We start from the raw sequence: 22,941 nt of genomic DNA on the forward strand, positions 1-22,941 counted from the left end.
CCTCGACCCACACTCACGTCAACCGCTTCTCCCGGGGGGAACTGCACATGGCACGACTGAAATGGGGCATGATCGGCGGCGGCGAGGGCAGCCAGATCGGGCCCGCCCACCGGCTGGGCGCGCTGGCCGACGGTCACTTTGACCTTGTGGCAGGCGCGCTCGACCACCGGCCCGAGGCGGGCCGCGCCTATGCCCGGCAGCTTGGCGTGGCGCCCGACCGTGCCTATGGTGACTGGAAAGAGATGCTGGCGGCAGAGCGAGACCGTGCCGACCGGCTCGATCTGGTCACCGTCGCCACGCCGAACGCCACCCATTACGAAATATCGAAGGCCTTCCTTGAGGCAGGCATCAACGTCCTGTGCGAAAAGCCGATGACCGTGACGGTCGCGGAAGGCGAGGATCTGGTGAGGACCGCCGCCCGTACCGGCAGGATCTGCGCGGTCAATTACTGCTATTCGGCCTATCCGATGGTGCGGCAGGCCCGCGCCATGGTGCGCGCGGGCGAGATCGGCCGGGTCCGGCTGGTGGTGACGAGTTTCAGCCACGGCCATCATGGCGACGCGACCGACGCCGACAATCCGCGCGTGCGCTGGCGCTATGATCCGGCGATGGCGGGCGTTTCGGGACAGTTCGCCGACTGCGGCATCCATGCCTTGCACATGGCGAGCTTCATCTGCGACGACGAGGTCGAGAGCCTGTCGGCCGACTTCGCCTCCACCATCCCCAGCCGGGTTCTGGAAGACGATGCGATGGTCAATTTCCGCATGGCTCGCGGTACCGTCGGGCGGCTATGGACCTCCTCGGTCGCCATCGGGCGCCAGCATGGGTTCGACATCCAGGTCTTCGGCGAAACCGGCGGTTTGCGCTGGGCTTCCGAACAGCCGAACCAGCTGATCCATACGCCGGTCGGCGGGCGGACGCAGATCATCGAGAAGGGCGAGGGCGGCCTGCATGACGATGCCAAGCGCCTGTCGCGTGTCGCCATCGCCCATCCTGAAGGCTTCCCGCTCGCCGTCGCCAATATCTACTGCGACCTCGCCGACACGATCCGCGGCAGCGCGCGCGACGGCCTGCCGCTTGCCGCTTCGGGCCTGCGCTCGATCGCCGCGATCCACGCCGCCGTCGCCTCGGCCAAGGCGGGTGGCGCCTGGCAGGACGCCCGCCCGCCGATGTTCCGCTGACGGATCACGCGCAAAGGTCAGGCAGGCGGCGGCAGTGTCCCGCGCTCGACGATGGAACAGTCAAAGAGCCGCGCTTGCGGCGGCAGGTCGGGATCATCGACCGCCGCCATCACCAGATCGATGCTCGCCGCGATGATCTCGGCGATCGGCTGGCGAACAGTGGTCAGGTCGATCCCCGCCCAGCGGGCCATCTCCATGTCGTTGAGGCCAAGCACGCCCACATCCCCCGGCACCTTCAGCCCGGCATCGGCAAGCGCGCTCAGCGCCCCGATCGCCAGCACATCGTCGCCGCAGAAATAGCCCCCGGCGGGCGGCCCCGCCGCCAGAAGGCGCTGCATCTCTGTCCGCCCAGCCGCGAAGGAATAGGCCCCGGCGAAACTGGCCGTGACCCGCACGCCGTCGCCCGCGCCCTCCCTGAAACCCGCCAGCCGGTCCTGCGTCGAACTCGCAGCCTCCGGCCCGCCCAGAAAACCGACATGGGCGTAGCCACAGGCCAGAAGCCGCTCTGCGGCCAGCCGCCCGGCGGCGCGATTGTCGATGGTGACGAGGTGAACCTCGGGGCTTTCCGACCAGCGCCCGAAGGACTGCACGACCGGCAGCCCCGCCTCGCGGAACCGGCGCGCATAGGTGGGCGGCAGGGTGGAACTTGCCAGGATCACCCCGTCGACCGAATAGCGGCGCAGCATCTCCACCGCCGCCTCCTGCGACAGATCGCCCGAAAGGTTGACCAGAAGCGGCCTCAGCCCCCGATCCTGCAATCCGCGCGTGAACTGGTCGAAGACCTCAAGGAACACCGGATTGTGGAAATTGTTCGACACGAGCCCGATCATGCGCGTGCGCCCCGTCGTCAGCGCCGAGGCGAGCGCCGAGGGCATGTACCCAAGCGCGCGGGCCGCTTCCTCGATCGCTTCGCGCTTCTTGGCCGACAGCGATGCGCCCGGTGTGAAGGCCCGCGATACGGCCGAAGCGGAAACCCCCGCCCGCTCCGCCACCTCGCGCAGCGTCACCGTCCCCCGCCGCCGCCCCGGTCCGACCGTTTCCCCCACGCGTCCTGTCCTCCGGCCCCTTGAGCGAGGCTTACGCGACAAGCGCCTTCGCCGTCCAGCGGCAAAGGCCCGCACGCTTGCCCCGCACGCTTGCCCCGCACGCTTGCCTCGCACGCTTGCCTCGACCGGAAAAGCGCTGTATCAGCGCCGCCACGGGTGATTAGCTCAGTTGGTAGAGCGCCTCGTTTACACCGAGGATGTCGGGAGTTCGAGTCTCTCATCACCCACCATCTCTGCCCTTGATCTCGTGGAAAGTCCTTGATGACAAAGGGCTTTTCCCGTTTTGACGTTACAGCCGCCGTGACCGGACGGTCGCAGACCATGGCGGGCGCCATCCGGTATCTGCTGCCGCGCGACGGATGCTGACCTCCTTGTTTGATCAAACTATCCTTGACAGCGGCCCGGGCTTGCGGCTTTGTCTCCTGACCCGGATCAGCCCGTCTCCGGCCCCTTAGGCAACGACTGGGCGTTCTTGGCCTGGGGGGATTTCCATGGCACTCGAAGATGCGAAGACGCAGGTCGACACCGCGTTCACCCGCAAGGGTCAGAAAGGTTATGCGTTCGAGAATGCGTTCGGGGGGGCGACGAGCTTCCTGCGCCGGACCTTGACGAAGGACCTGACCGGGGTCGATCTGGCGATCACCGGGGTTCCGTTCGACCAGGCGGTGAGCCACCGGGCGGGCACGCGCTTCGGGCCCAGGGCGATCCGCGAGGCCTCGAGCCTCAATCCCTATGACCCGCCGCATGGCTGGGGGACCGATCCGTTCGAGGATCTCAACATCATCGATTATGGTGATGTCGCCTTCGACTATGCGAACGTGCCGGAGTTCCCGGCGACGCTGACCGACCATATCCGCACCATCCTTGCGGCCGGTGCCGGGACGGTGACGCTGGGCGGGGACCATTACATCACCTTCCCGATCCTGAGGGCCTATGCCGAGAAATTCGGACCCCTGAGCCTGATCCATTTCGATGCCCATTCCGACCTCTGGCCCGACGACAATCCGGCGCGGATCGACCACGGGACGATGTTCTACAAGGCGGTGAAGGCGGGGTATGTCGACCCCATACGCTCGATCCAGATCGGCATCCGCACCACGACCGAGGACTACCTCGGCGTCAATGTCATCACCGCGCGCGAGGCGCACGAGATGGGGGTGGCGGCGGTCGTGGCGCGCACGAAGGCGGTCGTGGGCGATAAGCCGACCTACCTGACCTTCGACATAGACGCGCTCGACCCCGCCTTCGCGCCCGGCACCGGCACGCCGGTCTGGGGGGGCTTGGCCAGTTGGCAGGCTGCGGCGATCCTGCGCGATCTGGCGGGGATCAACCTCGTCGGCGGCGACGTGGTCGAGGTCTCGCCGCCCTATGACACGACCGGGGCGACGGCGATTGCCGGGGCGCATGTCGCCTACGATCTGATCTGCCTTTACCACTGGGCCAGGACACGGCGGTGAGGCGGATGCTCTACGCGCTTCTCCTCATCCTTGCCGGGGGCATGGCCTGGATCCGCCTCGCCCCCGACGACCCGGGGCGCTGGCATGTCGATCCGGCCGGCAGAGATCGCGAATTTGGCATCGACGTCGTTCGGGACGGTCCTGGCGGTGTCATCGCTGTTGCCGGTGGCGCTCGCGCCCGGACAGTATTTCTCGATGAGACGGCGATCGACGTCCTGGCGCGGCTTGATGCGATCGCGATGGCAACGCCCCGCACCCGACGGCTCGCGGGCAGCCCGGCGGAGGGGCGGATAACCTGGGTCACGCGTTCCGCCTTCTTCGGATTTCCCGACTATACCACCGCGGACGCGCAGGACGGGCCGGTCGTGACCGTCGAGGTGTTTGCGCGGCTCCGCTACGGCGGGAACGATTTCCGCGTCAATTTCGGCCGACTCCGGGACTGGCTGACCCGCCTGGGCGCCGAGTGATCCGATTGCGGCCGCGCCCAAGGGCGCGGCCAAGCCATATCTCGCGCCCCGGACAGGGTCCGGGGCACTCGGGCCGCCTCCGGCGGGAGTATTGGCACAAAAGAGAAACAGGCGCGGTTTCTTCTTTGTCGAAATACTCCGGGGTCCGGGGCAGCGCCCCGGGGGTCTCCCCCTTGACCAATCGCCGGGCAAGGGCGATGAGGCGGCATGGTTCCGATGGACAAGCTTGACCAGATCGTGCGGCGCCTCGAGTTTCTCGAGGCGAAGCTTTCGGCTGGCGCCGCGCCGGCCGAGATCGCTGCGCTCAGCCGGGAATATGCCGACCTGAAACCGGTGGTGGCCGAGATCGGCGCCTACCGGCAGGCGCTTGACGATCTGGCGGAAGCCGAGGCGATGCTGGCCGATCCCGAGATGAGGGCCCTGGCCGAGGATGAACTGCCCATCCTCAAGGCCCGCATCCCCGAGATGGAAGCGCGCCTGAGGGTAGCGCTTCTGCCCAGGGATGCGGCGGACGCCCGCCCGGCGATCCTGGAGATACGTCCGGGGACGGGGGGCGAGGAGGCGGCGCTCTTCGCAGGTGACCTTCTCCGCATGTACCAGAAATATGCCGAGACGCAGGGCTGGCGGTTCGAGCTGCTTGAGTTCAGCGCGACCGAGCTTGGCGGCGTCAAGGAAGCCATGGCGCGGATCGAGGGCGAGGGGGTCTTTGCGCGCCTCAAGTTCGAAAGCGGCGTGCACCGTGTCCAGCGCGTGCCCGAAACCGAGGCAGGCGGGCGCATCCATACTTCCGCCGCGACGGTCGCAGTCCTGCCCGAGGCCGAGGAGGTCGAGATCGACATTCCGGCGGCCGATATCCGGATCGACACGATGCGCTCGTCGGGCGCGGGCGGGCAGCATGTGAACACGACCGATTCGGCGGTCCGCATCACCCACCTGCCCACGGGCATCGTGGTGACCTCGTCCGAGAAGAGCCAGCACCAGAACCGGGCCAATGCAATGGCGGTGCTGCGCGCGCGCCTCTACGATCTGGAACGGAGCCGTGCCGACACCGAACGCGCCGCCGACCGCAAGGCCCAAGTGGGCTCGGGCGATCGCAGCGAGCGGATCAGGACCTACAATTTCCCGCAAGGGCGCATGACCGACCACCGGATCAACCTGACGCTTTACGCCCTGCCGCAGATCATGGCGGGCGATCTTGGCGACATCATCGACGCGCTCGTCGCCCATGATCAGGCGGCGAAACTCGCCGAGATGGAAGCGTGACCGGCAACGAGGCGCTCAGGGCGGCGATCCCGCGCCTCAGGGCGGCGGGCATCGACAGCGCAGCGGGAGACGCCCGCCGCCTCATTGCCCATGCGATGGGGATCGGCGCCGACCGGCTGATCCTGCATCTCGCCGATGAGATGACCGGCGCGCAGCAAAGGTCATACGAAGAGGCGCTCGTCCGGCGTGTCCGGCGCCAACCCGTCAGCCAGATCGTCGGCGAACGGCAGTTCCTCGGCCGCGCCTTCCGGGTCACAAGCGATGTGCTCGACCCGCGCCCCGAAACCGAGCTTCTGGTCCTGAAAGCGCTGGAGCGGCCCTTTGTCCGCATGCTCGACCTCGGCACCGGCTCGGGCTGCATCCTCCTCTCCTGCCTCGCGGCCATGCCGATGGCAAGCGGGCTCGGCACCGACCTGTCCGAGGCGGCGCTGGCCGTGGCCAGGGACAATGCCGCGCGCCTTGGCCTCGGGGCGCGGGCGGCCTTCGCCCGGTCGGACTGGTATCAGTCGGTCCCCGGCCGGTTCGATCTAATCGTCTCGAACCCGCCCTATATCGCGGCCGACGAGATGGAGGCGCTCGCGCCCGAGGTCCGCGACTGGGAGCCGCATCTGGCGCTGACGCCCGGCGGCGACGGGCTGGGTGCCTACCGGGCGATTGCCGCGGGTGCGGGCGCGCGGCTGATGGCCGGCGGGCGCCTCCTTCTGGAGATCGGGCCCGCGCAGGGGCAGGCGGTCGCCGCCCTTCTCGCCGCCCAGGGGTTCGAAAGCGCGGCGATTCTCCCCGATCTCGACGGCCGCGACCGGATCGTGACGGCGACCAAGCCCGGCGATCCGGAGGGCTGCGGTGCGGTCTGAGGCCTGGCAAATGAGCCAGATTCGACCCGTTCGGGAAAATTGTGGGGGAAACCCGGCGCTTCGCCACCCCGCATGCGAGAATCCGCTTGTCAGGCTGGCCTTGCCCGTGCAAACAGGGCGCAGCGGATCCAAGCGGCTCTTTGGCCGGGCTCGGGCCGCTGTTCTTACCCACATGACCCTCAGGCCGTCCGGAAGCGGATCCTGGTGCGGGTCGGTGGGCGAAACACCCGCCCCTTGAAGCCTCAGGCGAGCATAGACGAAGCACATGAGATCATCGAAATCCCGTTCGCGGAACAAGTCGAACCGGCAGCGTTCGCTGGGCAATATCGTCAACCGCGTGTTTGACAGTTCCGGCCCCGAGGGCAAGGTCCGCGGCACGCCGCAGCAGATCATCGACAAATATCTGATGCTGGCGCGCGATGCGCAGCTGTCGAGCGACCGCGTGGCCGAACAGGCTTTCCTGCAGCATGCCGAACATTACACCCGCATGCTGGGCGAGGCGCAGCGCGAGCTTGCCCGCGAGCAGGAACAGCGCCAGGCCCAGGGCGGTCAACCAGGCGGTCAACCAGGCGGCCAGCAGGGCGGCAGCCAGGGCGGTCAGCCCTACGGCCAGAACGGCAACGGCAACGGCTATGGCGGTCAGGCCGGCGGCGAGCGCTATGAGCCGCGCGATCCGGCCGAGGAGGACCAGCCGGGCCTTGCCTCTGTGCCGGAGAGCACGGAGGAAGACGAAGGGCCGGGCCTCGTCGAGACGCCCGAGATGTATCACGCGCCGGAGCCTCTTGGTTTCGAGGGCTCCACGCCCGATTTCCTGGGTGGCGCCCAGGGCAGCCCGCAGCCGCGCGAGCGGCGCGAGGGCAACCGCGGCCCGCGCCGCGAGCGGAACGAGAAGCCGGACGGCGGCGCCGCAAGGAAGGACAGCGAGCGCAAGGAAGGCGGGGAGCGCAAGGAAGGCGGGGCCCGCGGTCCGCGCCGCCCGCGCGGCGAGCGCAAGGATGGCGATGCGGGCGCCGAGGCACCGGCTGCGCCAGCCACGCCCGATAGCGAATAGGCCTCAGGGCAAAGTCAGAAGCAACGCGGCCCCGGTTTTCCGGGGCCGGTTTCGTCTGGTGGTCTTGCGGGTCGGTCGGGGCACTTCCTCGCGCCCCGGCCTCGAGCCGGGGCCTCCGCCTCGGCAGGCGCGACGACAGGGCCGGGAGGCCCCGGTTCAGGACCGGGGCACGGGCAGCGGGTCGCGCGACCGCGCCAAGAGGCGGGCGAGCGCGCAGAACCGCTCGAGCTCGATCTCCTCGGCGCGGGCGGTGGGCGGGATGCCTGCCTCGCTCAGAAGATCCTCGATCCCCGGCGCGAGCCCTTTGAGAGCGGCGCGCAGCATCTTGCGGCGCTGGTTGAAGGCGGTGGCGGTGACATTGGCGAGGATCTTCGCCTCCGCCGGATAGCGGGGTTCGGCAAGGGCGGTCAGATGCACGACCGCCGAATGGACCTTGGGCGCGGGGGTGAAGGCCTCGGGCGGCAGGGTCAGCACGATCCGCGCCTCGGTGCGCCATTGCGCCAGCAGGGCAAGCCGCCCGTAGGCCTTCGATCCCGGCTTCGCGACGATCCGCTCGGCCACTTCCTTCTGGAACATCAGCGTGAGACTCTGCCAGAAGGGCGGCCATTTTGCGGGGGTAAGCCAGCGCACCAGAAGTTCGGTCCCGACATTGTAGGGCAGGTTCGCCACCACCTTGATCGGCTGGGCGAGATGCTCGGTCGCGTCGACCGTCAGGGCGTCGGCGTTCAGGACCGTCAGGCGACCGGGGTAGGCGTCGGCGATCTCGGCCAGCGCGGGCAGGCAGCGCGCGTCCTTTTCGATCGCCAGCACCCGGCGTGCCCCTTCGGCCAGAAGGCCGCGCGTCAGCCCGCCGGGGCCGGGGCCGACCTCGAGAATGTCGGCGGCGGTGAGATCACCCGCCGCCCGGGCGATGCGGGCGGTGAGGTTGAGGTCCAGAAGGAAATTCTGGCCGAGCTGTTTCCTGGCCGAGATGCCATGGCTGGCGATCACTTCGCGCAAGGGCGGCAGGCTGTCTATCGTCGCCATCAGCGCGGGCTCCGGCGGGGGAAGGGGGCTCTGCCCCCGTCCCGGACCTGGTCCGGGACTCCCCCGGGATATTTGGAAACGGAAGATCGGGTCATAGCTGCCGCTTGCGGTTGTCGGCCATCTGCGTCGCAAGGCGCAGGGCTGCGATCAGGCTTGAGGGGTCGGCGCGGCCCTGGCCCGCGATGTCGAAGGCGGTGCCGTGATCGGGCGAGGTGCGCACGAAGGGCAGGCCGAGGGTCACATTCACGCCGTCGGCGAAGGCGAGCGTCTTCAGGGGGATCAGCGCCTGATCGTGATACATGCAGATGGCCGCGTCATGGCGGGCACGCGCTTCGGCATGAAACATCGTGTCGGCGGGCAAGGGGCCCGCGATTTCGAAGCCTTCACCGCGAAGCCGGTCGAGGACGGGACGGATCACCTCGATCTCCTCGCGTCCCATCGTGCCGCCTTCGCCCGCATGGGGATTGAGGCCCGCGACCGCGAGGCGCGGGCGCGGGATGGCGAAATCGCGGGCGAGGCCCGCATGGGTGGTGCGCAGCGTCTCTTCCAGCAGTTCCCCGGTCAGGCGGGCGGGAACGTCGGCGAGCGGGATATGGATGGTCACCGGCACGGTGCGGAGCCTGTCGGACGCGAGCATCATCACCGGGCGCGCGCCGGTTCCCGCGAGATGGGCGAGATATTCGGTATGGCCCGGGAAGGCGAAGCCCGCGCCGCGCTTGAGGGCTTCCTTGCTGATCGGCAGGGTGCAAAGCGCGCAGGCCCCGCCGGTCTGGACAAGGCGCACCGCGCGTTCGATCACCGCGATCACGGCGGCGGCGTTTTCCGGCGCCGGACGGCCGGGCAGGGCGGCTGCAGGGAACGGGTGGGGCAGGACCGGCAGTCTGTCTGCCGAAACAAGGGCTGCCTCGGCGGGCGTGGCGATGTCCTGATGGGCGGTGCCGGGCGGCAGGTGGCGCGGATCGCCGATCCAGAAGAAGGGCAGGGCCTGCCCGAGCGCCGCGCGCGCCCTGACCGCGATCTCGGGGCCGATACCGGCAGGCTCGCCGCAGGTCAGCGCGACCGGCAGGTCGCTCTCGCCGCTCATGGCCGGGTGATGATCGCGTCCGCCTTCAGCTCGGCCAACCAGGCCTCGGCGAGTTGGGCAATCTTGCGGTTCTGCAGCTCATCGCGGATCTGGTCGCGGCTCGGGCCATTGCCGAAGCCGAGCCCCTCGATGGCCGAGGGGATGATGTCACCATCTGCGCTGACCGCCGCCGGATCGGCGATCACCGGCACGGTGGCATCCAGATGGTTGGCGGCGATGGTCGCGTTGCGGGCGCAGAGCATGACCACGCGGGGGCCCGAGGCGCCCTGCACCACGGCGGCCTCGTTCGCGTCAAGCCGGTCCAGCGTCGCGGCAATATCCCCGGGGATCGCGCCACGCAGCACGGTCTGCCGGTTCACCGCGCCGCCTTGCCCCCTGGTCATCAGGTAAAGATCGTCGCAGGACCGCGCCTCGGCCGCGATCCGCTCTGCCTCCGCCGCCTGACCCGCGCCAAGCGCGAGCACGGCATAGTCGCTTGCGATCGCACCCGGGGAAAGCTTCTCCTCGCCGCCGGTCATGCCGCGCAGGAGGAAAAGGGCGACATAGCCGTTCAGCGGCACCGGCTCGCTGATCTGGCCCTGGCCGAGCTTGCCCACCGCCGCCTGCGCCTGCGGCGGCAGGTTCGAGAGCGGGATCCAGTCGATCCGGCCGCCATCCTCGCGCGACGGCGCGAGCGACATCTCGCGCGCGAGCGCCGCAAAGGCCGCCTCGCCGCGCGTCTCGGCCGCGAGTTTCTCGGCCTTACGGCGGACAAGCCCGATCTCGCCCGGACGGGCGCGCAGGATGATCTCTGACAAAAGCACGCGCGGCCCCGCGCCCCGGCCATTGTCGGCCGAAAGCGCGCGGTCGATCTCGGCTTCGGACACGCTGACGCGGCCCGCATAACGGGCGCGCACGACCTCGCGCCAGGCGATACCGGCCTCGACGAAATCGCGGAAGGTCTCGGGCTCGACCCCGCCCTCGGCGATCGCCTGCAGGAACTGTTCGGTATCGAGATTGGCGCGGCCAGCGAATTCGGCCATCCCGGCGGCGATCTGCTGGTCGGAGAGCTTCATCCCGATCGAGCGGGCCATCGCTAGGCGCAGCCGGTCCTCGATCAGGCCTTTCTCCGCCTCGGCCTCGATATCGCCGGGGAAGCGCAGGAGCGTCAGGAAGGCGATGCGCTGGTCAAGCTCGTAGCCGGTGATGGCGCTGTCGTTCACGCGGATCACCGGGCTGAACTGGCCCTGTGCGAGCGCGGCCGGGGCCACCAGGCAAAGCGCGAGGTTCAGGGCAAGGAGGATGAAGCGCATCTGTCTGGTTCCGTCTCTTCTGGTTCGTCTTTAGCGGTTGGGGCGGGCGCTGTCAGCCCCCGCAGGCCTTGCGATATTGTCGGCCGTCGCTGCCGGTGCCGAAGCCGTTGAGGTTCACCGTCAGGCTGACCTCGGTCGATGGCCTCACACTAGTCGAGGAGGTGAAGCGGCGCGAGAGGGAAAGATCGAGCCGCGCGCAATCGCTGAGATAGGTGAGGCCGAGCCCGGCCTTGACCGCCTCGTCGGCGGTGAAATCGTAGCGGCCGTTGGCCGCGACATGCCAATGGTCGCTCGCCTGCCAGCCGGCCGACAGCGCCAGTTCCGACGTGGCGAGCGGGCGGCCCTCGGCCGGATCGGCGACAAGCCAGACATAACTGGCGCCGAGCGCATAGCGGCCGCGATTGAAGTCAAGCCGCAACTCGTCCTTCGAGAATTCCAGGGCGTCGTCGAAAAGCGCGCGATTGATCACCGACAGCCCGTCGTCGGTCTGAAGATGCATCGCAAGCAGCCAGTCCGACCGCGTGCCCGAAAGGCGAGAGCCGGTCGAGAATTGCCCGAGGTCTTCCGACCTGAGGATTCGGCCCGCCGTCAGGCCGACGCGCCAGCCCGCCGGATCATAGCGCGTCCAGCGCAGGCCGATATTGGTGCGCAGGCCGCTTTCATAAAGATCGGCACCGGGAAAACGGCTGAAGGCGAACAGGTTGCCTTCGTCCAGTTCGACAAGCGCGCTGTCTTCGTTGGGCACCGGTTCAAGGTCGTCGGGGCTCCAGACCACCTGCACGACCGGTTCGATCACCTGCGCCGAATGGCCGCCCTTCGCGGGTTTCACCCAGGGCCAGCTCAGTTCGACCGATGCCGTCGGGATGGTGCGGGTCACCGTACCCGGCCAGGCCTGATCCTGGCCGATCTGGTAAAGATCGCTGCGGACCGCCGCGCCGAAGCTCAGGACCATACCGTTGCCGAGTATCTCCTGCCGCCGCCAGTCGAGCCCGAGCGAGAAGCGCGCCACATCGCGCCCGTCGGTCACCCCGTCGCCGTTCACATCGGTATCGAGCGTCGAGAGGCGGTTCAGCCCGTGCAGGTCGAAGCTCAAGGTCGCCTGCCCGCCGATCAGTGCGGGCGCGAACCGTCGGATATATTCGGCACTCGATTCGAACGAGGGCAGCACGTCATTGTCGTCGGCGGCGCGCAGCGAATAATAGGTGGCGAGGCGCGCGTCGAAGAACAGGTCGCGCTTGGTGCGGGTGAGGAAGATATCGCTCGTCAGCCGGTCCTTGTCGGTGATGCCATAATCCAGAAGATAGGCCTCGTCGCTCGCTGTCTCGATGTCGAACCCCCAGCGGTAGCCGCCCGGCAGGGCGAATCGGCCGGTTCCAAAAAGATAGCCGCGATCCTCGCCCGGGAAGATGTCGTCGCGGCCGAGGGCGCCGCTGAATTCCACCGTGCCGTTGCGGAAGGCCTGACGGTAGCGCAGATCGACCGAGCGCCCGCCCTTCGCGGTAAGGTAGGGCGTGACGGTCAGGTCCTTGTCCTCGCCGATGGCGATGAAATAGGGCAGCTTGAAGCCGATCCCGAGTTCCGACGAGGTGCGGACCGACGGCAGAAGGAAACCCGTCGCCCGGTCGAGCGTCGGGTCGGGCATCCTCAGGCGCGGGATGTAGAAGACCGGCAGGCCCGCAACCCGGAACTGGGCATTGTCATAGTAAAGCTGCCGCGTTTCCTGATCATGGGTCACCCGGGTCGCGCGTATCTCCCACAGCGGCGTCGGGTTCGTCGGGCAGACCTGACAGGTCGAGGCGGCAACCCGCGTCGCGGTCGTATAGCGCCCCTCGACCCGCCGGATTTCCGCCGCGGCGATCTGCAGCTGGCTCTCAAGCACAAGCCGGGCGCCCGTCAGGATGCCTTCGCGGAAATCGGCGCTGAGTTCGCCCGCGTCGGCAAGCAGCAGCGTGCCCGCGCCGTCGTCTATCTTGATCGGACCTTCCAGCGTCAGCCGGTCGGTCGCCTGGTCATAGGTCAGGCGCTGCGCCGTCAGATGCTGGCCCTTGTAGATCACCTCGACCGCGCCCTCGGCGACCAAGGTCTGGTCGGCGTTGATGTAAAGCGTGTCGGCGACAAGCGCGGGCAGTTCCTCGGCCAGCGCCGACTGGCGCACCGGCGCGAACAGCAGGGCGGCGGACAGCAGAAGCGCCAGCTTCAGCGATTTTCCCGGACGCATCAGCCGTCCTCCAGATGCAGAAGCAGGCTGATCGACAGCATGAGCGCGGCAAGCGGCGGCGTCCAGGCGGCGAGAAGCGCGGGGATCTGGCCGCTTTCGCCCAGGACTTGGGCAAAATTCCGCACGAAGAAGATCGCGATACCGGACACCAGCGCCATCAGCACCATCAGGCCCGACTGGCCGAAGCGGGCATGGCGCATGGTGAAACCGGCGCCCACCAGCACCATCGCGGCAAGAAGAAGAGGCAGCGTCAGCTCGCCCTGCAGCGCCACCAGATGGCGCCGCGCAGAGAACCCTGCGGCGTCAAGGCGCGCGATGAAGCCGGGCATGTCCCAGACCGATATCGTCTCGGGCGAGCCGACGGAGTCGCGGATCTGGTCGAGGGTGAGGTCCGATTCAATCGACATTTCCGGCTGGCGCCGTGCCGCTGCCTCGGGATTGTCGCCGCCCGCGAGGTCCCAGACCTTCACGTCGCGGGCGACCCAGCGCCCTTCTTCCAGCCGCGCCTCGGTGGAAAGAAGCCGGGTCTTCGGCCGGCCATCGGCACCGAACAGCAGGAAGCTGACGTTCGAGAGCACGCGGTCGTCCTCGCTCGCGCCACCCGCGCGGATCACCCATTGCCCGTCCGCGGCCGCCTGCCGCAGCCAGAGCCCGCCGCTGCCGCCGAGGGTCGAGGCCTCGGCCGAGACGATCGGACTGCCGGTCAGCAGTTCGTAGCGTTTGGTGGTGGCCGCGACGATCGGGTTCAGCAGCGCCACCGCGAAGACCCCGATGGCGAAGGCCGCGCCGACCGGGGCGAGAAGCGTGCGCAGCGCCGACCGGCCCGAGGCGCGGATCGCCACCAGTTCCGACGTGCGCGCCAGCCGCAGGAACAGCGCGATCGCCGTCATCACCATCAGCAGCGGCAGGATGCGGTAGGCGGTGCCGGGCGTGTGGAGGAAGGCCAGGCCGACAAGATCGGACAGGCCCTTGCCCGGAAAGCGGCGGATCTGGTCGACCAGGTCGAGAAGCCACAGGATCGCGAAAAAACCGCCCGCCACGAGCGCGAAGGTCGCAAGGAACCGCCGGGCGATATAGAGCGACAGCCTCATGCCAGCGCCTCCCGACCGGACCGCCCGGGCCGTCGGCCGCGCCCGGCCCAGGCCAGCATCGCAAGCCCGAGTGCCATGCCGGATGCCGGAACAAGGTAGCTGAGGCCCAGCAGATCCGTCCGGCCCGCCGCGGCCTTGTCCGCAAGGTTCGACAGGAGGAAAAGCACAAGGAACAGGCCGCAGGCCTGCCCGATCTGGCGCCAGAGGCCGAAACGCGAATAGCTGCCGCCCTGCAGCGCCGCGAAGGCGATGAGCGCCAGTGCGAGCGGCAGGAAAGGCTTGGCGATCCGGTCATGCGCCTCGAACCGCGCCTGCTCGACCGTGGCGCCGATCCCGCTCAGGGCCGCCGCGTCCGCGGTCAGAAGCTGCGCTGTCGGCAGTTCCTCGACCTCTGGCCAGCGGCTGCCCCGCGGGGCGAGGAAACTCGATATGTCATAGGTGAAATTCTCGAAGCGGGTCAGCGACAGCCTGCCCGTCGCACCATCCAGCCGCTGTGCCTGACCGTCCAGCAGCACCAGTTTCGGCCCGCTGTCGCTGCGGGCCAGATAGGCACGCTTCGAGGAATAGATCACCTCCGCCGCCGGATCGCGGCGATCCGACAGGAAGAAATCGCCCAACTCCCCCGTCTGGTCGATCCGGCCGATGAACAGCGTGATCCCCCTGGCCGGATGGACGAACGTCCCCTCGGACAGAAATTTCGAACTGACGTTCTGCGACACTTCCAGATTGCGCTCGTTCAGCCGCGCCCGCGACATCGGCACAAGGAAATGGCTGAGCACCGACAGCATCAGGGCGACGATCAGCCCGAAATAGATCACCGGCCGCGCCAGCCGGAAGGGCGAGAAGCCGGTCGCCTGCATCACCACCAGTTCGCTTTCGCTGGCGAGCCGGTTGGTCGCATAGATCGTCGCGACGAAGGCCGCGACCGGCAGCATCAGGCGGATGACGTTCGGCAGGGAAAGCGCTGAAAGTTCAAGGAAAACCCAGACCGACTGATTGTCGGAAATCAGCTGGTCAAAGAGGCGGACGGCGCGGTTGACCCAATAGACCGAGACGAGCACAAGCGCAAAAAAGCCGAAGAACATCATCAACTGCGACAGCAAATATCTGTCGAATCGAGAGATCAATGGCCCGGCTCCCCGCGTTTGGTTTTGACCCTGCCTAGCGCAAAGGCGGGGCCGGGAAAACTCCTATCTGGCCAAACTGGCGGGCCTTCGCTAGGGTCCGGCCAACCCCCGAAAAGCGGAGAGATCGGATGTCCTTGCCCGTCGCCATTTCCTTCCATGCCACCGACGCCGCCGAGGCGATCGCCGCCAGGGGCAGGGTCGCGGTCCTGCTGGCCGCCGAGGGCAAGCTTTCGGGCGCGGCGGCAACGATCGACAAGGCCGCCAAAGGTGCCATCGCCCGGGCGATGGAAGGCAAGGCCTGGGCCAGGCTGAAGGCCGGCGACGCGCTCGACCTCGCCTGGCCCGCCGGGCTGAAGGCCGAGGCGCTGCAACTGGTGAAACTGCCCGCCAAGGCCAGCGTGGCCGAGGCCCGCAAGGCTGGTGCCGCGATCGGCAAGGCGCTTGGCGCCGATGGTGCGACGGTCGTTGCGGGCGGTCATGCCCGCACCGCCGATCTCTCGCTCGGCCTCGCGCTCCGCGCCTACGACTTCAACCTCTACAAGACCGGCGAGAAAGAGGCGAAGGGCGCGGTCCGCATCCTCGCCGACAGACCCGAGAAGGTCGCGGCCGAGGCCGGACCGATGGCCGCCGTGGCCGAAGGCGTCCTCTTCACCCGCGATCTGGTGAACGAACCCGCGAACGTGCTGACCACCACCGATTTCGCTGCGCGCCTTGCAGCGATGCAGGAACTGGGCCTCGACGTCGAGATCCTTGATGAGCCGGAGTTGGAAAAGCTCGGCATGCGCGCGCTTCTGGGCGTGGGGCAGGGGTCGGAAAGCCCCTCGAAGGTCGTCGTCATGCAATGGAAGGGCGGCAAGAAGAAAGAAGCGCCCTTCGCGCTCGTCGGCAAGGGCGTGGTCTTCGACACCGGCGGCATTTCCCTCAAGCCCGCAGAGGGCATGCAGGACATGACCATGGACATGGGCGGCGCGGGCACCGTTGCCGGGGTCATGCGGGCGCTGGCGCTCCGCAAGGCCAAATGCAATGTCGTGGGCCTCGTGGGCCTGGTCGAGAACATGCCCGACGGCCGCGCGCAGCGGCCGGGCGACGTTGTGAAATCCATGAAGGGCGACACGATCGAGGTCATCAACACCGATGCAGAGGGCCGTCTCGTGCTGGCCGATGTGCTCTGGTACGCGCAGGAGCGCTTCAAGCCCTCGGGCATGATCAACCTCGCGACGCTCACCGGCGCGGTGATCGTGGCCTTGGGGCACGAGAATGCCGGGGTATTCTCGAACGACGACAAACTCTGTGCCGCACTCCTCAAGGCGGCGTCGGCCGAGGGCGAGGGCGCCTGGCGCCTGCCCCTGTCGCCCGCCTATGACGCGCTTCTGAAAAGCCATATCGCCGACATGCGCAATTCCGTCGGCCGCCCGGCGGGCTCGATCACGGCGGCGCAGTTCCTCAAGCGCTTCGTCAAGGACGAAACGCCCTGGTGCCATATCGATATCGCGGGCGTCGCACTTCCCGCGACCGAACAGCCGCTCGTGGGCCCCAAATGCGCCTCCGGCTGGGGGGTGATGACGCTGAACCGGCTGATGGCCGATCTTCTGGAATAGGGATGGGGGCGGTCTTCTTCTATCACCTGACCCGCTCCGCGCCCGAGGCGGCGGTCGCCATGCTCGCCGACCGCGCGGCGGGGCAGGGATGGCGGGCGGCGGTGCGGCTGCGCGAGGCCGCGCGCGCCGACTGGCTCGACCAGAAGCTCTGGCTCGGCCCCGAGGATGGCTTTCTGCCCCACGGCATCGCGGGCGGCCCGCATGACGCGCTGCAACCGCTCCTCCTGACCGCCAGTCCCGACCTGCCCGACGGCGTGCGCTTCCTCATGGCGCTGGACGGGGCCGAGGTCACCCCCGCCGAGGTCACCACCCTCGACCGCGCCGCCATCCTCTTCGACGGCAACGACCCCACGGCGGTCGAGACCGCCCGCACCCAGTGGCGCACCCTGACCGCCGCCGGGCTGGAGGCGCAGTATTGGAGCGAGGAAAGCGGCCGCTGGCAGAAGAAGGCGGAGGCGGGTCCAGCGTCCGGTCGCTGAGGCCTGCGTAAACAAACGCGCGCCACCACGCCGAAGACCCGGTAATGGTGCTATTTGTTTTCCGGGTCGGTCACTGCCTGTCCCTCAACCGACCGGAGATCTGCCCGGCGGCCGCGACGATCTGTTGCGCCCGGTCGAGGATCGGCGCGATCCAGGCCAGGACCGGCTCACCCCAGAAACGCGCGACCGTGAGGATGTCGGGCGCGTGCGCGGCGAGCCAAGGTAGCCCGTGCTGATAGAAGCCGTTGCCTATGGCGCCACCGACCGAACGATCGAGCAGGAAGGTGCCTAGGACGAATACCCAGTTCTTTGTTAGTGTCTGCCGCATGGCCGTCATTTGCGTGTCGGCCCCACGGTCGGCGCTCGCCAACGCGAAGTCGCGAACCTCAGGCGCACCAAGCTCGGTCGCGGCGATGCCCTCCGCCAGCCTGATCTCGGCTTCTTCCTCCGCTGCGCTCCGCCGTTCCAGCCGGTTGCGCCGCGCGCGGTCCAGAAAGGTCTCGACCTCCGGCGTGTCAAGCGTCAGGCCCGGCCCGATATCCACAACCGCCCCGATGGCGAGGGCAAGGTCGAGGTCGGCCTCGGCAGGCAGGCCGCCGCGCACCCGGCGCAGCGCCTCTACCGCGAGATGCACCCTCAGCGCATCCATATGAACAAGGCCCGCCTCTTGCAGATCGCGCAGGCGGCAGGCCTCGCGGTAGGCGGCCTCGTCGCGGTTGCCCGCGATGCGGATAAGGTCGGCCACTCGCTCGGCCAGCGCCTCGAACAGCGTCGCCCGCACCGGATCGCCCGCTTCCGCCTCCCCGACCTCGGACGTCGCGAAGGCGATCCTGTCCCCGGCGACGACAAGGGGCAGGCCGGGTTCCGGCGCAGGCGCCTCGGTGCGCGCCGCCTCGACCTCCCACGGCAAGGGATCCGGCCAGGGCGGCAGCGTCTTCAGATAGGCGAGGGTCTTCTTAGTGCGCTCTCCGGCGCCTCGGATTTCCGACAGCCGCGCAAGCTCGGGGTCTCGCGCCACCGCTGGGGTGTCGCCATAGTACAACCCGCGGATTGGGCCGCTCCCGAGCTTTTCCAGATCGCGGATCGGCCGCAGATCGGTGACGCCGGTCCCGTCGAGGGAGAGGTGCTCCAGCTCGGTGAGGCTGGCGATCGGGGAAAGGTCGGTGATTCCGGTCCCCACGAGGGGTAGGAACCGCAGCGCGGTGAGGCTGACGAGAGGGGCGAGGTCGGTGACGTCGGTCAGATCGAGGGAGAGGGTCTGCAGCGCGGTGAGACTGGCGATGGGGGCGAGGTCGGTGACGCCGGTCCTGTCGAGGGAGAGGGTCTGCAGCGCGGTGAGGCTGGCGATGGGGGCGAGGTCGGTGACGCCGGTCCGGTCGAGGGAGAGGTCCTGCAGCGCGGTGAGGCTGGCGATGGGGGCGAGGTCGGTGACGCCGGTCCTGTCGAGGGAGAGGTACTCCAGTGCGAGAAGGCTAGAGATGGGGACGAGGTCGGTGACGGCGGTCCCGTCGAGGGAGAGGCGCTCCAGTGCGGTGAGGCTGGCGATGGGGGCGAGGTCGGTGACGCCGGTCCGGTCGAGGGAGAGGTCCTGCAGCGCGGTGAGGCTGGCGATGGGGGCGAGGTCGGTGACGCCGGTCCTGTTGAGGGAGAGGCCCTGCAGCGCGGTGAGGCTGGCGATGGGGGCGAGGTCGGTGACGCCGGTCCTGTCGAGGGAGAGGTACCGCAGCGCGCTAAGGCTGGCAATGGGGGTGAGGTCGGTGACTGGGGGGGCGGCGAGGTTGAGATAGAGAAGATCCTCAAGTTCGGCGATGGCGGGCGGAATTTGGTCGAGCGCGCTGAATTCCTCTCCGGTGAAGTCGAGCTCGGTCTCGTGGTTCGAAAGCGCATTGGCGATCAGCGCCTCTGCCGCCCGATAGGCCCGCTTCGCTTCCGATGTCCGCGCCATGATTGCCCGCCCCCGCTCGTCGCCCGTACCCGTCCCGCCAATCTGGCCTTTCCCCCGGCACGGATCAACCATGGGTTCATTCCGGGGACAGTTACCCGACAAAAACCCACGTGTTACGTGCAGCCATACGTCCTGCCATACCTGAACTGCACCCTCCAGATCGGCGCTTCGGCCCCCCTTGACGCCCCGGGGCCGCTCCTGTAGCAGGCCGCTGTCGCGCGGTGGTAGCTCAGTCGGTTAGAGTACCGGCCTGTCACGCCGGGGGTCGCGGGTTCGAGCCCCGTCCACCGCGCCACTTCCCTTCAGGATGGATTACCCGGTCGCCGCCTCGTCGAAGGCTGCGGGTCCTTGGCGGACCCTTCGCCACTCCTCGGGCGGGCGACCTCACATGGCTTTTGTTAGATTTTCCAGTGCCTTGGCCGGGTCGTCCGTGCGCCAGATTTCTTCGCCGATGGCGAAGAAGTCGGTGACGGGCGACAGGGCGCGGATCATGTCCTCGCTCAAGGCGCCTTCGGCGACGACCGGCACCTCGACCATTTCCGACCACCAGGCGAAGAGATCCGCCTCCGCCCGCCTGCCGCTGCCAAGCGCCGTCTCGCCCACTGGCCCGAAGGCCACATAGTCGGCGCCGGCCTCCCCCGCCGTCATCCCCGCATCCCGCGACGCCCCGCACCAGGCCCCGACGATCGCATCGGCCCCCAGCGCCTTGCGCGCGGCGCGGACGGAGCGGGCGGAATCGGTCAGGTGGACGCCGTCAAGCCCATGTTTTTCAACAAGAACCAGGTGGTTCTCGATCACCAGCGCCACGTCGCGCGCATGTGCGACCTCGCGCACCGCATCCGCCGCACGGCCCAGTTCATACTCGTCGCGCGAGGCGAGCGCGAGGCGGATGCAGGCAACCTCCACCCGGTCGAGCACGCGTGCCAGAAGGTCCGGAAAGACTTCCAGATCGAGGACCGGCGGGGTGATCAGGTAGATTTGCGGGCGATCTTCAGCGGCCATGGCATCCTCACGTTTCGCCGCCCCTTAGCGCAGATCGAGGGCCTTTGCCATCCGTCGCGTCATTTCGGCGGAAGGGCCTTCACGAAGCCGAGCGCCAGCGCCATGACCTGCCCGCGGCGGATATCGTCGGCCGTGGCCTCGTCGGAGAAATCCACCATCCCCGCCATCGGCTTGCCGGTGAACATCATCGGCGCCGCGCCCTTGATCGCCAGCGCCGCCGCCTCGTTCGGCTTGCCCAGACGGAACATGGCGCCGCCCTTGTGGATGCCGCAGACCATATGGCCGTTCATCAGGAAGGCGAGACCGCCGAACATCTTCCTCTCGGTGATCCGCTCGCCCGCCAGATCCTCGCGCATCAAGTGCGCCAGCCCCTCGTCCCAGGCCATGACCGTCTCCTTGCCAGACTGCCCCCGCCAAAGTATCAGGCCCGGACCCCGACCGATAAAGCCATGTCCGACCTGCAGCCGACCTTCATCCTCGTCCGCCCCCAGATGGGGGAGAATATCGGCGCCGCCGCCCGGGCGATGCTGAATTTCTCGCTCACGCAGATGCGGCTCGTCGATCCGCGCGACGGCTGGCCCAATCCGCGCGCGGTCGCCATGGCCTCGGGCGCCGCGGGGCGGGTCCTCGATCATGCCGGGGTCTTTCCGACTCTGCCCGAGGCGATCGCCGATTGCGCCTATGTCTTTGCCACCACCGCGCGCGGGCGGGAGCTGACGAAGCCCGTGATGACGCCGGAACGGGCGATGGAACATGCACGCGCGCTGACCGCGTCTGGCCAGAAAGTCGCGGTTCTCTTCGGCCCCGAACGGGCGGGCCTCGAAAACGAGGATGTGGCGCGGGCGAATGCGATCATCTCCGTCCCGGTCAACCCCGATTTCGCCTCGCTGAACCTTGGGCAGGCGGTGCTTCTCTGCGCCTATGAATGGATGCGCCAGACGGGCGAGCGCCCGCCGGAAGTCGTGGGGATGGCGCGGACCGAATTCGCGAGCCTTCTGGAGGTCGAGAAGCTCGGCGATCACTATGAGGAACGGTTGAGCGAGGCGGGCTTCTTCTTTCCGCCGACCAAGGCCGAGGGGATGAAGCTGAACCTCCGCAATCTCTGGAGCCGCATGCCCTTTACCCGCGCCGATGTGCAGACCCTGCACGGGATGCTGCGCCAGATCGTCCGGCATCGCGACAAGGGCTGAAGCGGCCAGCGCCGAGGGTCGGCCAAAATCAGCCTATGCGTGCATGACGCTAGGTCAATTTCTCCCCGTCCCCGCGCAATTGCGCTATTCTTCCCGCACGCATTTTCAGCAGGGAGGCAATTATGTGTGGCCATTGTTTCATCATTCCGAAGGATGTTCTCGAACGGCTGTCCCACAACGAAAGCCTTGAGGCGCCGACCCGCGCTGCGATGGAGCGGACGGCGATGCTCGATACAGAGATTCGCAAGCTGCGCATCCAGAACCAGCGGCTGACAAGTCTCGGCATGCAGTTATTGCCAGGGCTGGAAAAGCCGATGGCGGCGACCCCGCCCAAGGTGCTGGTCTATGATTGCCAGCATGGCACAACGCTGCCCGGTGTGCCGGTGCCGACGCCGGGCACATCCGGCGATACGACCGCCAGGACCGCCTTCACCGAAACGACCGAGCTTGCGAAGTTCTATTCGAAGGTCTTCGGACGGAACTCGATCGACGATCAGTCGATGTCGCTCGTTTCTTCCATCCACTACGGGGTCGATTACAACAACGCCTTCTGGAACGGCGTGCAGATGACCTATGGCGATGGCGACGGGCGAATCTTCCTCGACTTCACGCGCGGCAATGACGTCATTGCGCACGAGATCACCCATGGCGTGACCCAGCACACGATCCAGCTGGCCTATACCAATCAGGCGGGCGGGCTGAACGAGAGCCTGTCGGACGTGTTCGGCTCGATGTTCCGCCAATGGCAGGCGGGGCAGACGGTGGCGCAGGCCGACTGGCTGATCGGGGCCGACATCATGGGTCCTGTGGCGAAGGCGGGCGGCTATACCTGCCTGCGAGACATGGCGAACCCGGCGGCGAAACATGCGCTCGCACCCCAGATCACCCATTTCGGCCAGTATCAGAACGGCATGGACCCGCACCATTCGAGCGGTGTGCCGAACCTCGCCTTCACCACCGCAGCCAAGGCGCTGGGCGGAAAGAGTTGGGAGAGGATGGGCCAGATATGGTACAGGGCGATGACGGGCTATCGGCCGTCGCCGAACCTCCGCATGGCCGCCTTCGCCCGGCGCACGCGCAAGGCGGCGGCGTCGCTTTATCCGAAGGATGCCAAGGTGATGGCTGCGCTCGATCTGGGATGGAAGAAGGTCGGTCTGTGACGGACGAAAAAGACAAAACGCCCGAGGCGGTCGTCGATATCGAGCGGCTCGGGGGCCTTGCGGGCTTTGGCGGGCCGGGCGCGAAGATCCGCAGCCATGGCACGATTGCCCTGTCGGATCTGAGCGCGGCCGACCGGGCGCGGCTGGAAGCCCTGGTGACCGAGGAAAGTCCGGCTGCACCGATGCCCGACGAATTCCTCTACCGGATCACCCGGCAGACCGAGGCAGGCAGCGTGACCATCGACGTGCCGGAATCGCGCGTTCCGCAGGCGCTGCGCGCCTGTGTCAGGGACGAGCTGATGTAGGCCCCCTGCAGGCCCCCTATGGGCCCCCAGCGGCGGAGCGCCGAAATCTTGCAAAGATTTCGGACCGGAACCTTTGCAAGGTTCCGTCCGGATTTCGTGTCGAAA

The 22,941-nt window shown here is 68.0% G+C and carries 21 protein-coding genes and 2 tRNA genes; 13 read left to right on the forward strand and 10 right to left on the reverse strand.

Annotated elements, in window-relative coordinates:
* The first annotated feature begins 47 nt into the window (after positions 1-47).
* Complete coding sequence (locus tag P0645_RS01780) at positions 48-1,181, forward strand: Gfo/Idh/MocA family protein (protein WP_284162837.1); 1,134 nt, start codon at positions 48-50, stop codon at positions 1,179-1,181.
* A gap of 17 nt (positions 1,182-1,198) precedes the next feature.
* On the opposite strand, the gene P0645_RS01785 is transcribed toward P0645_RS01780, so the two are convergent.
* Positions 1,199-2,227: a LacI family DNA-binding transcriptional regulator gene (locus P0645_RS01785; protein WP_284162839.1), complete on the reverse strand. Its 1,029-nt coding sequence runs from the start codon at positions 2,225-2,227 to the stop codon at positions 1,199-1,201.
* 154 nt (positions 2,228-2,381) lie between these two features.
* Between P0645_RS01785 and P0645_RS01790 the strand changes: the two genes are divergently transcribed.
* The 6 genes from P0645_RS01790 (at position 2,382) to P0645_RS01815 (ending at position 7,319) form a co-directional block, all read left to right on the forward strand.
* A tRNA-Val gene (locus P0645_RS01790) sits at positions 2,382-2,457 on the forward strand.
* 261 nt (positions 2,458-2,718) lie between these two features.
* On the forward strand, positions 2,719-3,684 hold the full coding sequence (speB, locus tag P0645_RS01795) for an agmatinase (RefSeq protein WP_284162840.1): 966 nt from the start codon (positions 2,719-2,721) through the stop codon (positions 3,682-3,684).
* A gap of 5 nt (positions 3,685-3,689) precedes the next feature.
* Positions 3,690-4,151, forward strand: coding sequence for a DUF1499 domain-containing protein (locus P0645_RS01800; RefSeq protein WP_349775069.1), 462 nt, complete (start codon positions 3,690-3,692; stop codon positions 4,149-4,151).
* Positions 4,152-4,358: 207 nt separating this feature from the next.
* Positions 4,359-5,414: a peptide chain release factor 1 gene (gene prfA / locus P0645_RS01805; protein ID WP_284162842.1), complete on the forward strand. Its 1,056-nt coding sequence runs from the start codon at positions 4,359-4,361 to the stop codon at positions 5,412-5,414.
* Complete coding sequence (prmC, locus tag P0645_RS01810) at positions 5,411-6,268, forward strand: peptide chain release factor N(5)-glutamine methyltransferase (RefSeq protein WP_284162843.1); 858 nt, start codon at positions 5,411-5,413, stop codon at positions 6,266-6,268. Before prfA ends, prmC begins: the two co-directional genes overlap by 4 nt.
* 265 nt (positions 6,269-6,533) lie before the next feature.
* The gene (locus P0645_RS01815; RefSeq protein WP_284162844.1) at positions 6,534-7,319 is read left to right on the forward strand and encodes a DUF4167 domain-containing protein; all 786 of its coding nucleotides are present in this window, start codon (positions 6,534-6,536) and stop codon (positions 7,317-7,319) included.
* 156 nt (positions 7,320-7,475) lie between these two features.
* Here P0645_RS01815 and rsmA read toward each other — a convergent pair whose 3' ends face one another.
* From rsmA to lptF, 6 genes are all read right to left on the reverse strand, one after another.
* On the reverse strand, positions 7,476-8,345 hold the full coding sequence (rsmA, locus tag P0645_RS01820; protein WP_284162845.1) for a 16S rRNA (adenine(1518)-N(6)/adenine(1519)-N(6))-dimethyltransferase RsmA: 870 nt from the start codon (positions 8,343-8,345) through the stop codon (positions 7,476-7,478).
* Positions 8,346-8,436: 91 nt separating this feature from the next.
* Positions 8,437-9,429: a 4-hydroxythreonine-4-phosphate dehydrogenase PdxA gene (gene pdxA / locus P0645_RS01825; protein ID WP_284162846.1), complete on the reverse strand. Its 993-nt coding sequence runs from the start codon at positions 9,427-9,429 to the stop codon at positions 8,437-8,439.
* Positions 9,426-10,721, reverse strand: coding sequence for a peptidylprolyl isomerase (locus P0645_RS01830; protein ID WP_284162847.1), 1,296 nt, complete (start codon positions 10,719-10,721; stop codon positions 9,426-9,428). Before P0645_RS01830 ends, pdxA begins: the two co-directional genes overlap by 4 nt.
* A gap of 52 nt (positions 10,722-10,773) precedes the next feature.
* A complete protein-coding gene (locus P0645_RS01835) occupies positions 10,774-12,939 on the reverse strand; it encodes an LPS-assembly protein LptD (protein ID WP_284162848.1) in 2,166 nt (721 codons plus the stop codon).
* Positions 12,939-14,030 carry an LPS export ABC transporter permease LptG gene (lptG, locus tag P0645_RS01840; protein ID WP_284162849.1) on the reverse strand — a complete coding sequence of 364 codons (1,092 nt, stop codon included), beginning with the start codon at positions 14,028-14,030 and terminating at the stop codon, positions 12,939-12,941. Before lptG ends, P0645_RS01835 begins: the two co-directional genes overlap by 1 nt.
* The gene (gene lptF, locus P0645_RS01845) at positions 14,027-15,157 is read right to left on the reverse strand and encodes an LPS export ABC transporter permease LptF (RefSeq protein ID WP_349775066.1); all 1,131 of its coding nucleotides are present in this window, start codon (positions 15,155-15,157) and stop codon (positions 14,027-14,029) included. Before lptF ends, lptG begins: the two co-directional genes overlap by 4 nt.
* Before the next feature lie 128 nt (positions 15,158-15,285).
* Between lptF and P0645_RS01850 the strand changes: the two genes are divergently transcribed.
* Both P0645_RS01850 and P0645_RS01855 read left to right on the forward strand, forming a co-directional pair.
* Positions 15,286-16,755, forward strand: coding sequence for a leucyl aminopeptidase (locus tag P0645_RS01850; protein ID WP_284162850.1), 1,470 nt, complete (start codon positions 15,286-15,288; stop codon positions 16,753-16,755).
* A gap of 2 nt (positions 16,756-16,757) precedes the next feature.
* Positions 16,758-17,234 carry a DNA polymerase III subunit chi gene (locus P0645_RS01855; RefSeq protein WP_284162851.1) on the forward strand — a complete coding sequence of 159 codons (477 nt, stop codon included), beginning with the start codon at positions 16,758-16,760 and terminating at the stop codon, positions 17,232-17,234.
* A 70-nt stretch (positions 17,235-17,304) separates the two neighbouring features.
* On the opposite strand, the gene P0645_RS01860 is transcribed toward P0645_RS01855, so the two are convergent.
* The gene (locus P0645_RS01860; RefSeq protein ID WP_284162852.1) at positions 17,305-19,179 is read right to left on the reverse strand and encodes a leucine-rich repeat domain-containing protein; all 1,875 of its coding nucleotides are present in this window, start codon (positions 19,177-19,179) and stop codon (positions 17,305-17,307) included.
* A gap of 218 nt (positions 19,180-19,397) precedes the next feature.
* Between P0645_RS01860 and P0645_RS01865 the strand changes: the two genes are divergently transcribed.
* A tRNA-Asp gene (locus tag P0645_RS01865) sits at positions 19,398-19,474 on the forward strand.
* An 89-nt stretch (positions 19,475-19,563) separates the two neighbouring features.
* Here the strand turns inward: P0645_RS01865 and P0645_RS01870 are convergent.
* Positions 19,564-20,181, reverse strand: coding sequence for a thiamine phosphate synthase (locus tag P0645_RS01870; protein ID WP_284162853.1), 618 nt, complete (start codon positions 20,179-20,181; stop codon positions 19,564-19,566).
* Positions 20,182-20,240: 59 nt separating this feature from the next.
* Complete coding sequence (locus P0645_RS01875) at positions 20,241-20,567, reverse strand: TfoX/Sxy family protein (RefSeq protein WP_284162854.1); 327 nt, start codon at positions 20,565-20,567, stop codon at positions 20,241-20,243.
* Between the two features lie 63 nt (positions 20,568-20,630).
* Between P0645_RS01875 and P0645_RS01880 the strand changes: the two genes are divergently transcribed.
* The 3 genes from P0645_RS01880 to P0645_RS01890 all read left to right on the forward strand — a co-directional run bounded on the left by P0645_RS01880 (position 20,631) and on the right by P0645_RS01890 (position 22,836).
* The gene (locus P0645_RS01880) at positions 20,631-21,371 is read left to right on the forward strand and encodes an RNA methyltransferase (RefSeq protein ID WP_284162855.1); all 741 of its coding nucleotides are present in this window, start codon (positions 20,631-20,633) and stop codon (positions 21,369-21,371) included.
* Positions 21,372-21,493: 122 nt separating this feature from the next.
* A complete protein-coding gene (locus tag P0645_RS01885) occupies positions 21,494-22,531 on the forward strand; it encodes a M4 family metallopeptidase (protein WP_284162856.1) in 1,038 nt (345 codons plus the stop codon).
* Positions 22,528-22,836 (forward strand): protealysin inhibitor emfourin, encoded by a 309-nt coding sequence (locus tag P0645_RS01890; RefSeq protein ID WP_284162857.1) that lies wholly within the window; start codon positions 22,528-22,530, stop codon positions 22,834-22,836. Before P0645_RS01885 ends, P0645_RS01890 begins: the two co-directional genes overlap by 4 nt.
* The last annotated feature ends 105 nt before the right edge of the window (positions 22,837-22,941 follow it).

This window comes from Frigidibacter sp. SD6-1 (assembly GCF_030143255.1).
Classification (GTDB): Bacteria; Pseudomonadota; Alphaproteobacteria; order Rhodobacterales; family Rhodobacteraceae; genus TMP-24.